Raw genomic sequence first — 21141 nt, forward strand, 5'->3', positions numbered from 1 at the left:
ACTTTCAACCCTCGGTTACCAACTACTCTTCCTCTAACCTGCAGACCCCTTATAGTGACGAGTTGACGGCGTCACTGACGATTCCAACGTCACTGAATGGCCACTTTCGCCCTAAAGTCGTGTATCGTGAAAACCGCGATCAGTTCTCTCGCAGCGAAAAACTTACGGATCGTGATGGCAATGATTACTATACGATGTCTAACGATGGAGAGACGGATTACCTTGGTTATGCGTTGGAGTGGTCTGGTAGCTATAAAAGCCATTTTTTCAATGCAAACGTGGTTTGGTCAGAAACTCGGACTAATGGAGCCGTTGATTATACGTATGAAGCCGACGATCAAAATGAGCTCGTCTATTACAGCAATGCAATCATGTCTATGGCCGACCTACGCGAACAAGATGCACGGCAAAACTTCGCAGCCCCCTTCAAAGCCTCTGTGAACTGGGCAACGGGCTGGCTTAACGGCAATTTAATTACTGATACCAGTTTAAATTATCGCGGTAAATACGAGTATTTAACCGATTCCAGAGAAAGCTATACAGACAACGAGGGCAACACTTATGATATCTATGAGGACACTAACACGGGGTCTTTGATGACCGTTGATACAAATATTAAATATTATTTTTTAAACAAAAACATTCACAACGCCTCAGTTGATTTTAGAATTAAAAATATATTCGACAGGGTCACAGGTAATACCAGTAACTATCAGATTGGACGCTCTTTCTGGCTTGGCTTGAATTACGCCTTTAACTGATAACCTGCATAAGGCCCCTCAGCAAGGCGAGCATTTTATTGAACGAGAGCGCTACCCGCTAAAATATAATGCTCGCCGCCAATCGCTACACTGATGATTTACTGAAAACGCCCAGGTCGCCGTGCGACCTCCTCCAGTGCCCATCCTTGCGTACGCAACTCACCTTCCAGCACGGTTTCCATTTCGGGTGTCAGGTCCGGGAAAAAATTAAGCCCGGTACGCGCTTCTATGTCATTAATAGTGACCAGGTAATCATCTAACGGTTCGTTGCCGCGAACGTCCTGGGGCATGATGAACGCCAGCGCGAGCGGTGCCTCATCGTGCGGGGCAACAATAATCTTATAGAACGCCTCTGGCACTTCGACAAACCCCACCCGATTAAACACATTATCCATAAAATGTTCAGGGAATATCGGCCCGGTAATCACCTGTACGCGATCAAAACGCGGCGCAAAGTGATTGATCACCGACTCCTCCAACCGCTGCCACAGCTGACGATTTAGATTAGGCCGCTGCGGCGTCATGTTACTCATCAAAAACGTATCAACCTGGGCATCACGCCCGTGCACTGCGGCAATGGCATAGTTAGGTGCCATATGTCCCCGGTCATAGCCACTCCGGGCATAGCTGTCGGTTTTTACCGGCCAGAGGGTCCGCCAATCCGCTTGAAAACTGGGCCGTGAGCCAATCTGGGTCCCTTCCGGCACCGCCTCCAGCTGGTAACTCACCCACAGCGGGTTAACACGCACATCCGACCAGCCAACTAAATAGCCCTCATTGCGTAATACGCGGTGAAACGTGGTGGGATGAAAACTCTCCCACGTGGGAACGCCCATCCAGGTATACGCATCCTGATGCTGACGCTCCTGAAACTCCCATAACCCCGCTCCCGCGACCACAAACAGCAAAGCGACGCCCAGACGTCGCCCCTCTCGACGCCAGCGCCAAAACGATACCCCCACGTTCCCCTACTCCCCACACGCTAATTTTTATCGCCCGCTTATGACACGCGGCCATTGCGGTGGCCGGTGCCTATGTCCACATTACCAGCCTAGTGAAAACATGGTTTCAAGGTCGTGGCGTGAATGTACCTGCATGGCGTTAAGCGTTTCCGTATCGCTGATCCCCTCAACCTCGTTAAGGCGCTCGGTCACCAGCTCAGCCAGGCTTTCAAAATTCGGGGTACGCGCAATGGCTACCAGGTCATAACGCCCACAGGTGGAGTACACCTCACTAATGCCTTCTACGTCCGCTAAACGCTCTGCTACTGCTTTAACCTGGCCTTTTTCGGTATTAATTAAAATAACTGCGTTTTGCATAGCGCCCTCACTAAAAAAATGTAAGTGATACCGAGGCCTATCGTCATTTTACTCACACCGTCTACACCTGTTTAGTGGCGTAATACGCAAGAAAAACGTCAACAGCCGCCAAAGCGTGGAGTATAACAGGCCTGGTTAAATCCGCAGCCTGGGCACGAAATCTCTCTAAATCCTTGCCTTGAACGAAGAAGTCGCGCGCCACGCATCTATTCGTTAGCATGGGCGGATAACAACGCGATATTTAGGGTCAAATGAGAGTGACCTATAAGGAGAGACCATGGCTAATCAGAGCCGCCGTCATTTTATACGCACCAGTGTATGGGGACTGGCAACCCTCCCCTTGGGCATCGGTATTTTATCGAAAACGGCCTTTGCTCAATCGCTACCTCGCCTTGCCCCTTCCGTACCGAGCGCCCAAGCGCTGAGCTATGTTGAAAAGGCGAGTGACGCCAGCGACCACCCTGCTTATACATCAGGTGAACGGTGCGACAACTGCATGTTCTATACCTCTGCTAATCAAGGCTGTCAGCTGTTTCCTGAAAATAGCGTTGAACCTGGTGGCTGGTGTCAATCCTGGGTGGCTCAGGGGTAAGGCTGCTAAAAATCCCTGCCAAACGCAGGGCTTTATACATTACTCACCGGTAAGCTGTGACCATTTACGGGTTGTCTTTACTTTCCTCCTCTATGGGCCAACGGTAGCGATGCGTCACCCGCCCTTCATCCATGGAAACCAGGCGTACGGGAAACCCCCAAAGCTCATGCAGATGCCGAATAACCGGGTAGACACTACGCCCAAGGGGGCGGCGACCGTCCTGTACGTGGTGCAGTGTTAATGAGCGATCGCCCCGGATATCAGCCTCAACCACTTGAATATTTGGTTCTTTCACCGATAGCGCGTACTGAGTAGAAAGCGCATCTCGCACCCGGCGATAGCCCTGTTCATTATGAATAGCCGCCACTTCGAGCGTTTCCGCCTGATCATCATCCACAATTAAAAACAACTTAAGGTCGCGCATTACCTTGGGCGACAGAAACTGCTGAATAAACGACTCATCCTTAAAGTTGCGCATAGCAAACTCAAGCGTACTGCGCCAAGGCGTGCCCGCAATATCAGCAAACCACTGATAATCCTCCTCGGTCGGTGCTTCGCATATCCGCTTGATGTCCATAAAGATGGCAAACCCCAACGCATACGGATTGATGCCGTTGAAGTAAGGACTATCAAAGTCAGGTTGATTAATGACAGCGGCGTGGGACTGCAAGAACTCAAGCATCAGACCTTCATCAACATCGCCTTCGTCATACAAGCGGTTCATCAACGTGTAATGCCAAAAGCATGCCCACCCTTCATTCATGACCTGAGTTTGGCGCTGGGGGTAAAAATACTGTGCCAGCTTACGCACAATACGCACTATTTCACGCTGCCAAGGGGCCAATAACGGGGCATTTTTTTCAATAAAATAGAGCAGGTTTTCCTGGGGCTCTGGCGGATAAATTCCGCCGCTGTGCAGGCCTAGCGGGTCGTTGTCGCTGTTAAGGCTACCAGGCAGCGAAGACGCATTGCCAGGCGGCTCAGGAATCGTACGCCACAGCATATTAACCTGCGTTTGCAGGTAGGCTTCCCGCTCATCCTGACGCTTGGCCTCCTCTTCAGCCGAGATCGGCGAAGGTCGTTTATAGCGGTCAACGCCGTAATTTTGCAGTGCGTGGCACGCATCCAACAGTTGCTCAACCGCATGGACGCCATGGCGCTCTTCGCATTTGGCAATGTAGTGACGTGCAAACACCAGATAATCAACGATCGATTCGGCATCGGTCCAGGTACGAAACAGATAATTGCCCTTGAAGAAGGAATTATGCCCATAGCAGGCATGCGCCATAACCAGCACCTGCATCATCAGGGTGTTTTCTTCCATCAAATAGGCAATACAAGGGTTGGAATTAATCACCAACTCGTACGCCAGGCCCATTTGGCCGCGTTTGTAAGCGTGCTCAACGGCCAGAAACTGCTTACCAAATGACCAGTGATGGTAGCCCACCGGCATTCCCACGCTGGCGTAGGCATCCATCATCTGCTCGGTGGTGATGACTTCCATTTGATTGGGGTACGTATCCAGGCGGTACTCATCAGCAAGTACTGCGAGCTTGTCGTTAAAGCGCTCTAGGACGCTAAAGCTCCAGTCAGAACCGGTCGCAATGGGCTTTTGGGATGCATTCATAGCGCACTCCTCAACACGCACGCGTTTAGCGCGCTTGGTTCAAGCGGCGTTTAAACAGCTCACGAAAAACAGGATAAATATCACTGGCTTCGACAATTTGGCGCATCGTAAAGCGTTCAGGAAAGTGCTCAGCAACGCTCTGATACTCATGCCAAAGCGACTGATGATCGTGAGGGGTGATTTCTACATACGCGTAGTACTGAAGTTGAGGCATCAGCTTTTTAATCAGCAAATTGCGACAGGTACTGGAATCATCGTCCCAATTGTCGCCATCCGATGCCTGGGCCACGTATAAATTCCACTGCTCGGCGGGATAGCGCTTTTGAACAATGCTATCCACCAGCGTGAGTGCGCTTGAGACAATGGTGCCGCCCGTTTCGCGGGAGTAAAAGAACTCCTCCTCACTCACTTCTTTTGCGGCAGTATGGTGGCGGACAAACACCAGCTCGACCTTTTCGTAGTGCTTCTCTAAAAAAAGGTAAAGCAGCAGAAAAAACCGCTTCGCAATGTCTTTATGGTTCTGGGTCATGGAGCCTGAAACATCCATGACACAGAACATTACCGCCTGGCTTGAGGGCTGAGGTTGCGCGGCCAACTGGTGATAACGCAAATCGTAGGTATCAATAAACGGCACTGCCTCGATGCGTTTCTTTAAACGCTCGATGTCAGCTTTCAGTTCAGCCACCCGTGCCGGATTACGTAGCACGCTGTCCTTGCGCTCTTCTGCCTCCAGCGCTTGCTCAGCTTCTTTTAGCGCTCGCTTGATCGGTGCTCGCATGGCAATACGGCGGGCGTAGGCCTCCCGCATGGAGCGCGTAATACTGATACGCGAGGGCACGCCATCCCGGGAAAGGCCTGCGCGCACCATTTTCACTTCTTCCAATGATTTAAGCGGCTTACGCTGCAGGTGCGGAAGCTCCAAACCATCGAAAACAAACTCTAAAAACTCCTCTCGGCTAAGCGTAAACGCAAACTCATCGTTACCTTCGCCTTGGTCAGAAGCGCTCCCTTCACCCGCACCGCCTCCGCCGCCTTGGCCACCGGGGCGGCGAATCCTGTCACCCTGTAAAAACTCTTTATTACCCGGCGAAACGATATTGCGCGCCCCGCCGGGGCCATGCTGAAACACCGGCTCGGAAATGTCCTTGGTGGGGATAGAGATGTTTTCACCACGCTCCATATCGGTAATGGAGCGGCGGTTAACCGCCTCTTCAACTGAGCGCTTGATATGCTGACGGTAGCGCTCCAAAAAGCGCTGTCGGTTAACCGCGCTCTTATGTTTAGCGTTAGGTCTTCGATCAATAAAGTAGGTCATACGACCTCCTTAACCCAAAGGGCCTTTGCAGTACCGGCGCTTACTGCGACTTACGCACGCGCAGGTACCACTCGGAAAGCAGGCGCACCTGCTTCTCGGTATAGCCGCGCTCCACCATCCGAGCGACGAAGTCCTCGTGTTTTTTCTGGTCCGACGTTGAGGCCTTGGCATTAAACGAGATGACCGGCAAAAGCTCTTCGGTATTAGCAAACATCTTGTGCTCAATAACCCCCTTAAGCTTCTCATACGACTGCCAGCTGGGGTTCATGCCGTTGTTCTGGGCGCGCGCTCGCAGCACAAAGTTCACCACTTCATGACGGAAGTCCTTGGGATTGGAAATGCCCGCTGGCTTCTCAATTTTTTCAAGCTCTTCATTAAGCGATTGGCGATTCAACTGCTCGCCGGTATCCGGGTCGCGGTACTCCTGGTCTTGAATCCAGAAATCGGCATAGGTCACATAGCGATCAAAAATATTCTGCCCATACTCACTGTAGGATTCGAGATAAGCCGTTTGGATCTCTTTGCCAATAAACTCCACATAGCGCGGCGCCAAAAATTCTTTAATAAAGCCCAGATAACGCTCAAATACTTCAGAGGGCAGTTGCTCACGCTCAAGCGCTTGCTCCAACACATACAGCAGGTGTACCGGGTTAGCAGCAACCTCGGTGCTGTCAAAGTTAAATACCTTGGAAAGAATCTTGAACGCAAAACGGGTGGAGAGGCCTTGCATACCTTCGTCCACACCTGCCGCATCGCGGTACTCTTGTATCGATTTGGCACGCGGGTCGGTATCTTTTAGATTTTCGCCATCGTACACGCGCATTTTGGAGTAGATACTGGAGTTCTCAGGCACTTTTAACCGAGACAGCACCGAGAATTGCGCCAGCATGCGCAGCGTATCGGGTGCGCAGGGTGCGGCATTGAGGGAAGAGTCTTCCAGTAGCTTTTGATAGATTTTGATCTCTTCAGACACTCGCAAGCAGTAAGGCACTTTGACGATATATACGCGGTCAAGAAAGGCCTCGTTGTTGCGATTATTGCGAAATGCCTGCCACTCGGATTCGTTGGAGTGCGCCAGGATAATGCCATCAAACGGAATGGCGCCCATTCCCTCCGTTGGGTTGTAATTCCCCTCTTGGGTGGCAGTCAACAGCGGATGCAGCACCTTGATCGGCGCCTTAAACATCTCAACGAATTCCATTAACCCTTGGTTAGCGCGGCAAAGCCCGCCCGAGAAGCTATAAGCATCCGGGTCATCCTGGGAGTAAAGCTCAAGCTGGCGGATATCGACTTTACCCACTAACGAGGAGATATCCTGGTTATTCTCGTCACCCGGTTCCGTTTTAGAGATTGCTATCTGGTGCAGCCGCGAAGGATAAAGGCGCACTACACGAAACTGGGAAATATCGCCGCCGTACTCTTTTAAACGCTTGGCGGCCCAAGGGGACATCACACTTTTCAGATAGCGCGGCGCAACCCCATACTCTTTTTCAAGCAGTTCGCCATCCTCTTCAGGTGAAAACAACCCAAGCGGCGACTCATAAACGGGTGAGCCTTTAATGGCGTAAAACGGAATACGCTCCATTAGCAGTTTTAAGCGCTCCGCAAGTGATGATTTACCGCCACCCACCGGCCCCAGCAGATAGAGAATCTGCTTGCGCTCCTCAAGCCCCTGGGCGGCATGACGGAAGTAAGCCACTATCTGCTCAATGGCCTCCTCCATACCATGAAATTCAGTAAATACCGGGTAGCGGCGTATTACCTTATTGGAAAAAATACGCGATAAGCGCGGATCTTTTGCCGTATCAATCACAGCAGGCTCGCCGATGGCGTCCAGCATGCGCTCCGCGGCGCTGGCATAAACCGTTGGGTCACGACGACAAAGCGCCAGATACTCTTCCAAACTCATGTCTTCTTGCTGCACGCGGGCAAAACGGTCTTGAACGTGGTCAAAGATGCTCATGAAACCCTCCTATGGCCATCCCCAAGCAATCACCACCCGGATGAATATTTTATCGTGGTGAGCCGAACGAGGTGTCGCTCTATTAGCGTAGCCAGCATTAGCAAAATGTGATGACTAAAACTTCAACGCTAACAGGTGATACGCATAGGCATACGCCAGAAAATTCCCGCACTTCAAAGGCAGGATATTGATACAACAGGCTTTTAACCAAAAAGCACTTCATCAGAAACGTTTAACGATTCACTAATGATCAACATTGGCATAGCGGGCCAGGCGTCACGCCTTTTTATTGAGCGTCTACAAAAAACCGCCGCTGCGTGTGCAGCGGCGGTACAAAAAGCGATACGCCTGAAACCTCCTGAGTCTTGCTACCCAGAGTGCTGTTCAAGAGCGACGTTGACATCCGCGATCAGTAAATCCAGTAATTCAACGGTGGTATTCCAGGCACATACAAAGCGTGCCCCACCAGCGCCAATAAACGTATAGAAGGTCCACCCCTTGGCTTTTAGGGCGCTAATTGCATGGGCTGGCAACTCAACAAAGACGCTGTTTGCCTGAGCAGGAAACATCAACGACACGCCAGGCAGCGCTTGCAGCCCTTCCGTTAAATATTGTGCCATTGCGTTAGCATGTTGAGCATTGGTGAGCCACGCCCCGCTCTCCAAAAGGCCCAGCCACGGCGCTGATATATAGCGCATTTTGGATGCCAACTGACCTGCCTGCTTACAGCGATACGAAAAATCTTCTGCCAGCTCGCGATTAAAGAACAAAATCGCCTCGCCCATCGCCAAGCCATTTTTAGTCCCAGAAAAACACAGTGCATCAACGCCTACCTGCCAGGTCAGCTCGGCAGGCGTAGCATTCAAGCTGGCACAGGCATTGGCAAAGCGGGCGCCATCCATGTGTAGGCGCAAATCATGCTTATCGGCAATCGCGCGAATGGCCAGCAGTTCTTCACGGGTATATACCGTTCCTACTTCAGTCGCCTGGGTCAGCGAAACCACTTTAGGTTTTGGGTAGTGAATATCGCTACGCCGCGTCACCAGCGCCTCAATCCCCTCAGGGGTAAGCTTGCCATTCGCCCCTGGCGAGGTCAGCAGCTTGGCGCCATTGGAGAAGAACTCCGGGCCGCCGCACTCGTCAGTTTCAATATGCGCCAGCTCATGACAAATCACGCTATGGTAACTGCGCCCCATCGCAGAAAGCGCCAGTGAGTTAGCCGCAGTACCGTTAAAAACAAAAAACACTTCGCAGTCGTAATCAAACATTTGACGAAAGCGGTTCGCCGCACGCTCGGTCCAGTGGTCATTGCCATACGCCAGGTCATCAACCTGATTAGCGTCCAGTAGATACGCCATGGCTTCCGGGCAAATACCAGAAGTGTTATCGCTGGCTAAAAAACGGGGGGTACACTCCGACGTCATGACAATTATCCTTATACCTCATATTGTTACAGCGCCAGCTGGGTGCCACTAGCGCCTTTAACATCACGTTATGCTTAATAAGGTGATGGATCAGTCAGTCTATCGTCATTTATGGACGAGCGTCACCCGCCACTATCAACGCGGTTAAAGCTGGGCAGCCAAGCGCATTCCCTGATCAATAGCGCGCTTGGCGTCAAGCTCTGCCGCCTCATCGGCACCGCCAATGATATGAATCGGTTTACCGAGCGCTTCAAGCGGCGCCACTAAATCACGCACTGACTCCTGCCCCGCGCATACCACCACCGTATCCACACCCAGCACGCTGTTCTCGCCATCGCGGCGAATATGCAGCCCATCTTCATCAATTTTAAGATACTCGCAGCCCGTTAAGGTTGAAACACCGCGCGCCTTTAGCGAAGCCCGGTGTACCCAGCCAGTGGTTTTACCCAAGTACTTGCCAGGCTTAGAGGTTTTACGCTGTAGCATGACAATGTCACGTGAGACAGCGGGCGCCACAGGGGCTTTTAAACCGCCGCGTTCGCTAACGGCCAAGTCAACGCCCCACTCGTCGCACCAGGTATCAACATCAAGGGCCGGATGCTCTTCATGGGCCAAAAGCTCGGAAACGTCAAAACCAATACCGCCTGCCCCGATAACGGCAACCCGGCGACCTACCCGCTCGGGGGATTCAATGGCATCGGCATAGCTCAGCACACTGGGGTGTTCAGCGCCGGGCAGCGACAGCGTGCGCGGGCGTACGCCGCTGGCGATGATAATATCGTCAAACTCAGCCAGCGCTTCTGGAGTGGCACGGGTGTTCAAGCGGACCTCTACCGCGTACTTTTCCAGCATGACGCGGTAGTAGCGTAGGGTTTCGTTAAACTCCTCTTTGCCAGGAATCCGGCGCGCGTAATTAAACTGCCCGCCCAGCGTGTCACGCTGCTCAAACAGCACGACGTGATGGCCCCGGCTGGCGGCGGTAACGGCCGTGGCAAGCCCCGCTGGCCCACCGCCCACCACGGCCACGCGTTTAGGCGTGGTGGCGGGCTCAATCACAAGTTCGGTTTCATGGCAGGCGCGCGGGTTAACCAAACAAGAGGTTAGCTTGCCTGCAAAGGTGTGGTCCAGGCAGGCCTGGTTACAGGCAATACAGGTATTGATTTCATCGGCCTGCCCCGCTTCGGCTTTACGTACCCACTCCGGGTCTGCCAAAAACGGCCGCGCCATGGACACCATATCGGCGTGGCCTTCGGACAGCACCTGTTCGGCAATCTCTGGCATATTAATCCGGTTGGTGGTGATCAGCGGCACCGAAAGCGCTGCTTTTACTCGCCGGGTCACTTCGGTAAAGGCCGCACGTGGCACGCTGGTGACAATGGTGGGCACCCGCGCTTCATGCCAGCCAATTCCGGTATTAATGATATCGGCACCCGCGGCTTCCACCGCCTGGCCAAGCGTGACGATCTCTTGCCATGTGCTGCCGTCTTCCACCAGGTCAATCATCGACAGGCGAAAAATCACCACAAAGCGCTCGCCCACTGCCGCTCGAATGCGTTTAACAATTTCCAGCGGAAAGCGCATGCGATGCTCAAAACTACCGCCCCAGGCATCGCTGCGCTGGTTGGTCCGCTGGCAAATAAACTGATTAATCAGATAGCCTTCCGAACCCATTATTTCGACGCCGTCATAACCCGCCTCTTGCGCCAGAGACGCACAGCGCACGTAGTCGGCAATTTGCTGTTCAACGTCGTCACTACTTAGTTCACGGGGAGTAAATGGATTAATGGGTGCCTGAATTGCCGAGGGCGCCACCAATTCAGGCGAGTAGGCGTAGCGCCCCGCATGGAGAATCTGCATGCACAAATGCCCGCCTTCCGCGTGAACAGCCTCCACCACTTGGCGATGCTCTGCCAACTGGGTCTCATCGGTTAGCGCGTTGGCGCCCTGAAACACCGCACCTTCCGGGTTTGGCGCAATCCCCCCAGTGACGATTAAACTTACCCCGGCCCGTGCACGCTCAGCATAAAAAGCCGCCAACCTTGCAAACCCATTGGGCGTCTCTTCCAGGTTGGTATGCATGGAGCCCATTAAAATGCGGTTGGGCAGCGTTAGATGGCCAATCGTAATTGGCTGGAAAAGATGTGGGTAAGCGGGCGCACGGGTCATCACGGTTCTCCTTGGCGTTATTCAAACAAGCGTATGACATCCAAACGCCGTCGTACAGCCCTTTACGACTTACCAGGGAGATCCAGAGCCATCGCTTCTCAGTCTTGCTCATTGCGTTAAAGCACGTAACATTATTCGGCTAACGATAAGGAAAACCGCTATGCCGTTGATTTACTTTTTGCCACCACTAGCCACCGTGCTGATCTGGTCGGGCAACATGACCATTAATCAGTTGACCGTAGGCGCGATTGCGCCGAGCAGTATCGCTTTTTTACGCTGGCTGTTGGCGCTAGCGGTGATGACGCCCTTCGTGCTTCCGGCCGTGCTTCGTCATCGTGCGGAAATACGCCGCAACTGGCCGAAACTCGCCTTACTGGGTCTTTTAGGTATGGGGCTATGGCAAGGGCTGGCCTATGTTGCAGCGGAAACCACAACGGCTACCAACATGGGTATTCTAGCTGCGATGGTGCCGCTTTTGACCGTGTTGCTGAGTGCGCTTATCCTGCGTGAACCGCCAACCCAGGGCGGCGTTATGGGCGGCGTGCTGGCCTTTATCGGCGTCACCGTGTTGCTGGGCCGCGGTAATCCCTTATCGCTTCTTCAGCTTGAGGTTGCCCATGGCGATGCGCTAATGGTGGTGGCAGCCAGCTGCTACGCGCTCTACGGCGTTATGCTAAAGCGTTGGAAAATGAACTTACCGCCTTGGGTAATGCTCTATGCTCAGGTATGTTTTGCGGTACTGTTTTTGCTGCCACCCTATTTGATGGGGCCAATGACGCCTGTAAATAGCCAAAACATTGGGCTTATTCTCTATGCAGGCATTCCTGCCTCCGTCATTACCACATTTTTATGGATGCGCGCGGTCCGCCAAATTGGCGCTAACCAGGCGAGCATTTTTATCAACCTGATGCCTCTGTTCAGCGCACTGATTGCCATGGCGATGCTGGGCGAGCAAGTGGCAGGCTTCCACTTTACCGGTGGACTTCTGATTCTGGCGGGCGTCATCATGGCGCAAACCTTGACGCGCCCACTGGTGGGAAACGTGTCGGTGAATAAGCCGGGCAGCGCCTAGCCATCATGTACTAGGCTGTTTTCTTTTTTATTCTGGAACCCCCTGATATGTCCCTGGAAGACCTGCATCTAAATGTGCGCAACCTGACGAGCGATGATTACGATCAGCTCAAGACATTGATGGACGCTGTCTATCATAATATTGGCGGCGCCTGGCCCCGCCACACCATCGACAAGCTGATTCAGGAGTTTCCCGACGGCCAGATCGCCATTGAAGATGACGGCAATCTGGTAGGCGTCGCGCTAACGGTTCAGGTGGATTACGACGAGTTTTCCAACCCGCATAAATATGACGACCTGATTGGCCATCGTGAGATTATTCTCAACGATGAAAATGGCGATGCGATGTACGGGCTGGATGTGCTGATTCACCCGGACTACCGCGGCTACCGCCTGGGGCGGCGCCTTTACGAAGCGCGCAAAGAGCTGTGTCGTTCGCATAACCTGCGCGCCATTTTGGCGGGCGGGCGCATTCCCGAATACTATCAGCATGCCGATGAGCTAACGCCGGCCCAGTACATCGAAAAAGTCTCTCGCAAGGAGATTTACGATCCCATTTTGTCGTTCCAGTTGGCTAACGACTTTCAAGTAAAACGCCTGCTGCGCAAATACCTGCCCGAAGATGAGCAGTCCAAAGGCTACGCGACCCTGCTCGAGTGGAACAATATTCTCTTTGAGCCTGCCGAAAACGTGCTGGATACGCGCCCAACCCAAGTACGTGTTGGCGCCGTACAGTGGCAGATGCGTGAGTTTTCCTCGGTAGAAGCCGCCCTTCAGCAGATTGAGTATTTTGTCGACGCGCTTTCAGATTACCAGAGTGACTTTGCGGTTTTCCCGGAGCTCTTTTACGCGCCGCTGATGGGCTTACAAGACCGCGCCGCCCAGCAGGACCAAATGGCAGCGATACGCTTCCTGGCAGGCTTTACCGAGCGCTTTAAAGCCGAACTTTCACGCATGGCGGTCTCCTACAATATCAATATTGTTGGCGGTTCAATGATTGAAGTGGGCGAAAATGACCGGCTCTACAACGTTGCCTACCTCTTCCACCGCGATGGTGAAGTCGACAAGCAAGCCAAGCTGCATATCACTCCTCAGGAGCGTCGCGATTGGGTAATCGAAGGCGGTGACAACTTGCAGGTGTTTAACACCGATGCAGGCCGCGTGGGCATTTTGATCTGCTACGACGTAGAGTTCCCAGAACTCGGCCGTCTACTGGCCGATCAGGACATGGATATCCTGTTTGTGCCGTTCTGGACCGACACCCAGAATGGCTACCTGCGGGTTCGTCATTGTGGCCAGGCACGTGCCATCGAAAACGAGTGCTACGTGGTACTCTGCGGTAGCGTCGGCAACCTGCCCTCGATTGAAAACCTGGATATCCAGTACGCGCAGTCTGCCGTCTTTACCCCTTCTGACTTCGCCTTCCCCCACGATGCAGTGCTGGCGGAAACCACACCCAATACCGAGATGATTTTCTTCTCGGACCTGGATTTGACTCGCCTAACCGTGGTGCGCGCAGAGGGCTCAGTGACGAACATGAAGGATCGCCGCAAGGATCTGTTTGATCTACGCTGGCGGGACTGGTCACTGAAATCAGGTTCCATTGAAGTATAAGCGCGAACCGGAAGTACCGGATGGCAAAGCGTCTTTCGTGGATTACTTTGCAGGCTGCTTCAAGGAAACCCCGGACTACCAGAGCGAGATCGTGCGTAGTGTGACCGATGGTGACCTGGTCTGGCTTCATGTTCACTCTACCAATGGTGATGAGGATCTCGGTGAGGCCGTTGTGGATATCTTCCGCGTTGAAAATGAAATGATCGTCGAGCACTGGGATGTCATCCAGTCTGTGCCGGAAGAAGCGGCCAACGACAACACGATGTTTTAAATTAGACAGCTATGTTTTAAACCGGATAGCAGTCAATTTTATTTGGCCCGAAAGGGCCTTTTTTACAAACCGAAAAGCTACCTACCGGTCGGTAGCTTTTGTGTTATAATGCATCGCTTGGGTTTGGCATGTTTGACGCATACACCATTAAGTACTTCATGTTTGGAGAGCAAGAAATGTTACCCACAACGACACCCGCATTGCGCCGGGTGCTCAACGCAGCCGTTGCCCAGTTTGCCCAGCATGGTTATGAGGGCGCTTCATTGTCGGGAATTGCTGCCGACGCCGGTATTCGCAAAGCGTCGCTTTATTCGCATATCAAAAATAAGGACGCGCTGTTTTCGGCGGTGTTTGAAGATGCCTTGAAAGTTGAATCGCAATTTGCTCAGGAATGCTTTGAGCACTCCAATACAGGACTGCCAGGCCAGCACTATTGCGAATCGTTGTTGGCACGCTACGCCGATTCTGAGCACTTTCGGTTTCTGCTACGCACCTCGTATATTCCGCCCGAGTCGCTTTTTCATGAGCTTCAGGAAGGCTACGAAACTTACATGCAACAGCTGTTAGCAGATTTCACGACAGCGTTGCGTCGCCATGTGGGAAAGGCACTTTCCGATCAAGATGCCCTGGTGCTAGGCCACGCCTACATGGGCATGGTGGATAGCCTCCACGTGGCGCTTATCTATATTGGCACCGAGCGCTTTGAGGCGCGTCTCAACGCACTTGAACGCCTCATGGGCGACAGTATCGCAAGGCTTGCAGGAGAGCATCATGACTGAACAGGTCATTCGTGAGAATACTCACCAAAGTACAGTGGGTATGGCGCTGGTCATTCTGCTGGCCCTTTTGACCGCACTCGATGCCATGGCGATTGATATGTATCTGCCCGGCATGCCGATGATTGCGCAGACCTATGAGGTCTCGGCGGGCAGCGTGCAGCAAACGCTATCGGTCTTTTTGGCAGGACTAGCGCTGGGGCAGTGTCTTTATGGCCCGCTGCTGGAGCGTTTTGGGCGGAGAATGCCGCTTCTGGTGGGGCTTGTAATCTTTGTGGTGGGTTCGGTGGTCGCGGCCATGGCACCCACGCTTGAATGGCTGCTCGCCGCCCGCTTTTTACAGGCCATCGGCGCGGCCGCAGGCCTGGTCGCTCCACGTGCCATTGTGGCCGATCTTTGCGATGTGAAAAGCTCTGCCAAAATCTTTTCGCTATTGATGCAAGTCATGATGATTGCACCCGTCGTGGCGCCCATGATGGGGGGCTTTCTGCTTGAGCACGGTGGCTGGCGCGGTATCTTCTGGGCACTGGCCGGCTTGGGCGTCATCGGCTTGGCATGGAGCCTGATAGGTATTCCCGAGACGCTTGACGTTAGGCAGCGCACAGCACTTAGCGTAGGCAGTGTTGTGCGTGGGTATCTGGCTCAGTCGCGTCGTCGGGTCTTCATGGCGTATACGGCGGCCGGTGGCTTTGTTCTGGGGTCGCTTTTCACCTATATCAGCGCCGCAGCGTTTGTGTTTACCGACCATTTTGGCATGACCCCGACCCATTTCAGCTATCTGTTTGCCGCCAATTCTGTCGGACTGATTATCGGTGGCATGCTGTCCAATGCGTTGTCTGCACGCGGTATGACGCCTGCCGGGGTAACTTATATCGGGCTTGGTATACATGCACTGGCGGGTGCGCTTTTATATCTGGTCGTCACGACGGATATGGTCACGTTCGAAACGTACGTGGCGCTGCTGGGGGTGGCGATTGGGGCGCTCGGACTGGTGTTTGGTAATTTGACCGCGCTGACCATGAACGCTGGCGGGACGCAGGCCGGTGTGGCGTCGGCGCTGATGGGTACCCTGCACTATGTGATCGCGGCGGCCGTCGGCTATATTGCCAGCCTAGCGACCCAAGGGCCTCACTTGATGCCACTAACACTTACGCTGTGTGGCGTGGCCGCGTTATTGCTCTGCCGGCTTGCCGGTGCCATGACGAAAAAAGCACAGGACGTTCACCTCGATGGGGCACGTACTTAGCGCTTTTCAGAAAGGGATAAATAAACGTACAAACGAAAAAGCCGCGCAACCACGCGGCTTCTCATTGAAAGGACATATTCTACGGCTCATCCGGCCACACCAGGTGGCGCGGCACGCGGCCCTTGGCATCAAACATCACGCCTTCATCACGCAATTTCTGATGCTGACGGGTAGCACCGCCGTGGTCAGCAAGTGTAAGTGAGGCCGCAATCACCCGGTGCCAGGGAAGCTCATGACCATCAGGCAAGTGGCGCATGGCAGACCCCACCATTCGCGGTGTGGCGCCTTCGGTCATAGCGGCGATACGCCCATACGTCGTGACTCGCCCCGCCGGAATCTGATCAACAATCGTATAGATCTGCTCCAAAAGCTCGGGACGGGCCATAACGAATTCTCCGTAATTACCTCGGCTGACGGCTTATAGCGCTTCCACCAGCTGATCAATTGCCTGAAACACTTCTTTTTGCGCTGCAGCACGCTGCTCTTCGCCCATGTTCAGACCTTCTGCGTACACGACATCCACATCGGTAATGCCTATCAAGCCTAGCATGCTTTTCAGGTGCGGCGTTTGGCTATCCCTGTCCGACCCCGCATACATACCACCACGGGCCGCCAGGATAATCGCCCGCTTACCTTCGACGAGACCTTGTGGGCCGTTTTCTGTGTAACGGAACGTTTCGCCAGCACGCAGTACGCGGTCAAACCAGGCTTTGAACTGCGAAGGGATACCCAGGTTATACATCGGTACCGCCAAGACCAACACGTCATTAGCACGCAGTTCGGCCAACAGTTCATCAGAGCGAGCAGCCAGTGCTTTCTGCTCGTCGCTGCGCTCGTTAGCCGGTGTCTGCCATGCGCCCAGCTCCGCAATGTCCAGGTGAGGCAGCGCATCGGCAATCACGTCACGCTTAGTGACATCGACGCCTTCGCGGGCAGCCGCACGGCTTTGGAAGTGGTTGGCCAAGGCGGTAGACTGACCGTTTTCACCAAGTACAGAGGAGGTAACCAGCAGGGCACGAGTTGTCATTTAAAAAAGCTCCAACGTAGGGTTAATAAGGAATTGACGCTATTTTACGATGATTTTGATTAATCAAAAGCGCAATGATATGAGTGTTACGTTCGATAAAATCGAATTATGATGATATCTATAAAAAAACCCTGCTTTTGTATGAGCAGGGTTTTAGTTGGCTGATGATTAGTGCTTTTTAGGCCACGCCTTGGGATCAACCTTATTGGCTAACGTGGGGAATTTGCTGGGGTCAAAGGTAGGTTCTTTGCCTGCCTTCAACTGCGCCTCGTAATCACGGAACAGCGCAAAAGCAACCGGTGAAAGCAGCAGGATAGCCACCAGGTTAATAATTGCCATCATACCCATGGAAAGATCCGCAAAGTTCCAGATCGCCCCCAGACTCGCCACCGATCCCACCATGATCATCGCCAGCACCGCCAAGCGGTAAAGGAGAATCGCTACCGGCGCTCGGCGACCCGCTAAATACTCAATATTGGACTCGCCGTAAGAGTAGTTGGCAATCAAAGAAGTAAACGCGAACAGCAAGATAGCGACAGCTACAAACATGCCCCCCCAATCGCCTACGTGGCTTGAAAGCGCCATTTGGGTCAATTGGATACCATTCGTCTCTTCACCGGCTAAAAGCTCAGGCCCTGCCATAATAATAATGGCCGCCGTGGCCGTACAAATAACCAGCGTATCCAGAAACACACCCAGCATCTGAATAAAGCCTTGGGCAGCCGGATGATTAGGCCGCGTGCTGGCGGTGGCTGCCGCATTCGGCGCCGAACCCATGCCCGCCTCGTTGGAGAACAGGCCGCGTTGAATGCCGTTCATAATCGCTTGTGACACGGCATACCCCACGGCCCCACCAGCCGCTTGCTCAAGGCCAAAGGCGCTCTTCACAATGGTCATGATGGCTGCCGGGAAGTCACCGATATTAAGCCCGACCACAACAAGCGCGAGTAGCAGGTAAAGCAGAGCCATTAATGGCACCACCAGCTCCGCGACCTTGGCGATGGACTTTAAGCCACCAAAGATAATCGGCGTCACAACTACCACCAAGACTAACCCCATGGCCCAGGTGGGAACAGCAAATGCTTGCTCCATGGCCTGGGCGATGGAGTTGGCCTGTACGCTGTTAAACGCCAATCCAAACGCGACAATCAAACAGATGGAAAACAGCACGGCCAGCCAGCGCAGTCCAAGCCCACGTTCAATATAACGGGCGGGGCCGCCGCGAAAGGTGCTATCCCCATGGTCTGTTTTATAGGCCTGCGCCAAGGTAGATTCAATGAAGCTGGTCGCCATACCCACCATGGCGGTCATCCACATCCAGAAAATCGCGCCAGGACCACCAAAGTAGATCGCCACTGCCACACCTGCCAGGTTGCCGGTGCCTACGCGTGCCGCCAGGCTGGTGGAGAGTGCCTGGAATGAAGAAATGCCGTCACCTGCGTTGCGCGAGGTGCGCAGCAGTTTAAACATGTGACCGAAATAGCGCACCTGGATCGCACCGGTTCGTATCGTAAAGTAGAGGCCTGCGCCGATCAGCAAGTAGATCAGTACACTGCCCCATAACAGCCCGTTGCCGCGATCAACCAGCGCGGTCAACAGTTGAGGTACCGAGAAATCCATACAACACGCCTTTTTTTAACTTATCGAAGGCGCTTCATTCTTCACGCCTGCACGAAAATGGCAAGAAAATTGGAGCATTTATTCTTAAAACGCTCCTAAGCAGCTCCAATATCCCTCGCTAACCACGCCCAGACTAAGGCTGCTTCGTCATCTACCTGCCGACGGCTGGGACGTACCAGCCAGAACTGCTCATCGCTTGGCACACTAATGGCCGGAAACGGCGTCACCAGGTCATTGCGCTGTTCCAACAAACGGTGATGAATGAGCGCGACCCCTGCGCCTTGGCTAGCTAACGCTAACGTCATCACCTGGTTATCGCATGTCATAGCACGACATTGCGTTTCCAAATGACCCACGCCCGCCGCCTGTAGCCAGCCTGACCAGCCGACACCAAAACCTACCGCGTGAAGCAATGTGTGCCCTCTTAAATCGGCAGGCGTTGTTAGCGTTGCAGCAAGCGCTGGCGAACACACTGGCAGCAGTTGTTCATCACCTAGCGAGTGCATTTCAACGCCACTCCATTCCCCCCGCCCATAACGGATTTCGATATCAGCGCCCTCTACCCCATAGTCATCTGGCCAGATAGCGCTGACCAGGCGAATGGTGATGTGTGGACAGTGCTGGTAAAGAGCAGCCAAACGCGGCGCCAGCCAGGATTGCTGGAGAATCGGCGTGGCTCTTAATGTCACAGGCTGCCCGCTGGTAGCGCCAAACACCTCAGCCGTTCCTTCGCTGATCCGCGAAAAAGCATCATTGATACTGGGCAGCCAGGCTTGCCCTACAGGCGTAAGCGTTAAGCTTCGCGCATGGCGCACAAAGAGCTTTTGCCCCAACCGCTCCTCCAACAACCGAACTCGCTGACTAATGGCCGCCTGGGTAACAGCCAACTCATTTCCAGCCGCGGTAAAGCTGAGCGTTCGCGCCGCCGACTCAAATGCCTGTAGCCATAACAGTGGCGGTAACTGACTCATGATAAATTCACCTATAAGTAAAATAAGGTCTTAGAGGCCATATTAATCATTTGCTTGAGCCATGACGAGTGCGCATCCTATCCGGGTGAGCCCCCGGTCGATTTTCGTTTTCAGGACGAAGCAACTGATATTAGCGTTCGTGCCCCGTCATTACCCTTGATAGCGGCGCTCGTCACCTCCAGGGCACGTATTTGGAGCGTGACATGCTCGCCTCTCGCCTGCGTGTGTTGGCACGCCACTCATAAACCGCCCCGCGCGATATAAAAACTCAGCAAGGAGATCTCAATGAAAACCTGCCTACGCCTCTCACCCAGCATGCCGTTGGTAGCCACAGCACTCTTATCCGCTGCCTTTGCGTCCACCACGCACGGCGACGATCAAACACTTGATTTTGGTGTTCCCGCTTGGCCTGGCATTACCGTAAAGACGGAAATAGCCGAGCAGCTATTAAACCCGCTGGGTTATGAAACCCGCGCGCAAGAGATTGGCCTGCAGGTGATCTATCAGGGTATGGAGAGCGGTGATATCGATGTATTTCTGGGCGCCTGGCTGCCTGCTCAGCGTGACATGTTCACCCCACGCAAAGAGTCAGGCGTGCTGATTGATGTGGCGAACAACGTTGATGGCGCGCAAATGACGCTGGCGGTGCCTAGCTATATTTACGAGAGCGGCATTCAAAGTTTTGCTGACCTTGCCGAAAACCGCGACCTGTTTAACGGTCAGATTCTCAGCTTTGGCGCTGGCTCGGCGGCCAGCGAAATTCTCCATGACGCCATTGATAATGACGCTTGGGAGCTGGGTGACTGGCGCCTGGTTGATACCAGCGAAATCGCCATGCTGTCCGCCGCTCGCGATGCTATCGAGCGTGAGCAAGCGGTGGTCTGGGTCGGCTGGACACCTCACTGGATGAACCTTGAGCTACCCATGCGTTACCTGGAGGATCCAGACAATCTGTTCGGTGAAAACAACGGTGAAAGTGATGTACTTACCGTGCTGCGCGCCGACTATGCTGAAGCCAACCCCAATATCACTACGTTTTTTGAGCAGTTCAGCTTCACCGCTGACGAACAAAGCTGGATGATCCAGGCGTTTGGCCAAGACGAGCGTGCGCTTTCCGAGGTAGCCCAGGAGTGGATCAGCAATCATCCCGAGCGGATAGAAGCCATGCTTACCGATGTAACGAACACCGACGGCGAACCCGCTTGGCCAATTATTAAAGCGCAGCTGACGTTATAAGTGCGCATCTTATGCCAACGCATCACAACCATTTAACGTAGCAAGGATGCGCCGCGGCCCTCACCGGTCGCGGTGCTCGCCTCGCCATGTACTCAGCTCCCATCACGCACGCCCAGGGTTAACTGAGTCCCTAGGCTTTGTG

General features: G+C 53.6%; 19 protein-coding genes. 8 read left to right on the plus strand and 11 right to left on the minus strand.

Annotation, left to right across the window (positions count from 1 at the left end; genetic code table 11):
- On the plus strand, positions 1 to 761 hold a 761-nt coding region (locus ACT3TC_RS16020; RefSeq protein ID WP_444640898.1), incomplete at its 5' end, for a hypothetical protein.
- A gap of 98 nt (positions 762 to 859) precedes the next feature.
- Here the strand turns inward: ACT3TC_RS16020 and ACT3TC_RS16025 are convergent.
- Both ACT3TC_RS16025 and ACT3TC_RS16030 read right to left on the minus strand, forming a co-directional pair.
- On the minus strand, positions 860 to 1723 hold the full coding sequence (locus ACT3TC_RS16025; protein ID WP_444640899.1) for a DNA/RNA non-specific endonuclease: 864 nt from the start codon (positions 1721 to 1723) through the stop codon (positions 860 to 862).
- 81 nt (positions 1724 to 1804) lie between these two features.
- Positions 1805 to 2080, minus strand: a complete 276-nt coding sequence (locus tag ACT3TC_RS16030; RefSeq protein ID WP_172116086.1) for an Lrp/AsnC family transcriptional regulator — start codon at positions 2078 to 2080, stop codon at positions 1805 to 1807.
- A 277-nt stretch (positions 2081 to 2357) separates the two neighbouring features.
- Here ACT3TC_RS16030 and ACT3TC_RS16035 point away from each other — a divergent pair, with 277 nt between their 5' ends.
- Positions 2358 to 2672 carry a high-potential iron-sulfur protein gene (locus ACT3TC_RS16035; protein WP_444640901.1) on the plus strand — a complete coding sequence of 105 codons (315 nt, stop codon included), beginning with the start codon at positions 2358 to 2360 and terminating at the stop codon, positions 2670 to 2672.
- Positions 2673 to 2736: 64 nt separating this feature from the next.
- Here ACT3TC_RS16035 and ACT3TC_RS16040 read toward each other — a convergent pair whose 3' ends face one another.
- From ACT3TC_RS16040 to ACT3TC_RS16060, 5 genes are all read right to left on the minus strand, one after another.
- Positions 2737 to 4299, minus strand: coding sequence for a SpoVR family protein (locus ACT3TC_RS16040; RefSeq protein ID WP_444640902.1), 1563 nt, complete (start codon positions 4297 to 4299; stop codon positions 2737 to 2739).
- Between the two features lie 25 nt (positions 4300 to 4324).
- Positions 4325 to 5614: a YeaH/YhbH family protein gene (locus tag ACT3TC_RS16045; RefSeq protein ID WP_444640904.1), complete on the minus strand. Its 1290-nt coding sequence runs from the start codon at positions 5612 to 5614 to the stop codon at positions 4325 to 4327.
- 40 nt (positions 5615 to 5654) lie between these two features.
- Positions 5655 to 7577 (minus strand): PrkA family serine protein kinase, encoded by a 1923-nt coding sequence (locus tag ACT3TC_RS16050; RefSeq protein ID WP_444640906.1) that lies wholly within the window; start codon positions 7575 to 7577, stop codon positions 5655 to 5657.
- Between the two features lie 368 nt (positions 7578 to 7945).
- Entirely contained in the window at positions 7946 to 9001 is a 1056-nt protein-coding gene (locus ACT3TC_RS16055) for a threonine aldolase family protein (RefSeq protein ID WP_444640908.1), read from the minus strand.
- Between the two features lie 144 nt (positions 9002 to 9145).
- Complete coding sequence (locus tag ACT3TC_RS16060; protein WP_444640910.1) at positions 9146 to 11167, minus strand: FAD-dependent oxidoreductase; 2022 nt, start codon at positions 11165 to 11167, stop codon at positions 9146 to 9148.
- Positions 11168 to 11327: 160 nt separating this feature from the next.
- On the opposite strand from ACT3TC_RS16060, the gene ACT3TC_RS16065 reads away from it, so the two are divergent.
- The 5 genes from ACT3TC_RS16065 to ACT3TC_RS16085 all read left to right on the plus strand — a co-directional run bounded on the left by ACT3TC_RS16065 (position 11328) and on the right by ACT3TC_RS16085 (position 16145).
- Positions 11328 to 12239, plus strand: a complete 912-nt coding sequence (locus ACT3TC_RS16065; RefSeq protein WP_444640912.1) for a DMT family transporter — start codon at positions 11328 to 11330, stop codon at positions 12237 to 12239.
- Positions 12240 to 12286: 47 nt separating this feature from the next.
- Complete coding sequence (locus ACT3TC_RS16070) at positions 12287 to 13852, plus strand: bifunctional GNAT family N-acetyltransferase/carbon-nitrogen hydrolase family protein (RefSeq protein ID WP_193054988.1); 1566 nt, start codon at positions 12287 to 12289, stop codon at positions 13850 to 13852.
- Positions 13842 to 14123, plus strand: coding sequence for a nuclear transport factor 2 family protein (locus ACT3TC_RS16075; protein ID WP_226913667.1), 282 nt, complete (start codon positions 13842 to 13844; stop codon positions 14121 to 14123). The genes ACT3TC_RS16070 and ACT3TC_RS16075 overlap by 11 nt, the downstream gene beginning before the upstream one ends.
- A gap of 176 nt (positions 14124 to 14299) precedes the next feature.
- The gene (locus ACT3TC_RS16080; protein WP_444640914.1) at positions 14300 to 14902 is read left to right on the plus strand and encodes a TetR/AcrR family transcriptional regulator; all 603 of its coding nucleotides are present in this window, start codon (positions 14300 to 14302) and stop codon (positions 14900 to 14902) included.
- Positions 14895 to 16145: a multidrug effflux MFS transporter gene (locus tag ACT3TC_RS16085; RefSeq protein ID WP_193054986.1), complete on the plus strand. Its 1251-nt coding sequence runs from the start codon at positions 14895 to 14897 to the stop codon at positions 16143 to 16145. The genes ACT3TC_RS16080 and ACT3TC_RS16085 overlap by 8 nt, the downstream gene beginning before the upstream one ends.
- Before the next feature lie 79 nt (positions 16146 to 16224).
- On the opposite strand, the gene ACT3TC_RS16090 is transcribed toward ACT3TC_RS16085, so the two are convergent.
- The 4 genes from ACT3TC_RS16090 to ACT3TC_RS16105 all read right to left on the minus strand — a co-directional run bounded on the left by ACT3TC_RS16090 (position 16225) and on the right by ACT3TC_RS16105 (position 19763).
- On the minus strand, positions 16225 to 16530 hold the full coding sequence (locus ACT3TC_RS16090) for an MGMT family protein (RefSeq protein WP_444622056.1): 306 nt from the start codon (positions 16528 to 16530) through the stop codon (positions 16225 to 16227).
- Positions 16531 to 16563: 33 nt separating this feature from the next.
- On the minus strand, positions 16564 to 17172 hold the full coding sequence (locus ACT3TC_RS16095; RefSeq protein ID WP_444640915.1) for an FMN-dependent NADH-azoreductase: 609 nt from the start codon (positions 17170 to 17172) through the stop codon (positions 16564 to 16566).
- Positions 17173 to 17340: 168 nt separating this feature from the next.
- Positions 17341 to 18792, minus strand: coding sequence for an alanine/glycine:cation symporter family protein (locus ACT3TC_RS16100; protein ID WP_193054909.1), 1452 nt, complete (start codon positions 18790 to 18792; stop codon positions 17341 to 17343).
- A gap of 95 nt (positions 18793 to 18887) precedes the next feature.
- Complete coding sequence (locus ACT3TC_RS16105) at positions 18888 to 19763, minus strand: LysR substrate-binding domain-containing protein (RefSeq protein ID WP_444640917.1); 876 nt, start codon at positions 19761 to 19763, stop codon at positions 18888 to 18890.
- 285 nt (positions 19764 to 20048) lie between these two features.
- Between ACT3TC_RS16105 and ACT3TC_RS16110 the strand changes: the two genes are divergently transcribed.
- On the plus strand, positions 20049 to 20999 hold the full coding sequence (locus tag ACT3TC_RS16110; RefSeq protein ID WP_444622053.1) for an ABC transporter substrate-binding protein: 951 nt from the start codon (positions 20049 to 20051) through the stop codon (positions 20997 to 20999).
- Positions 21000 to 21141: the final 142 nt, after the last annotated feature.

It is taken from the genome of Halomonas sp. AOP27-A1-41 (genome assembly GCF_052378605.1).
Lineage (GTDB): Bacteria > Pseudomonadota > Gammaproteobacteria > Pseudomonadales > Halomonadaceae > Vreelandella > Vreelandella citrativorans.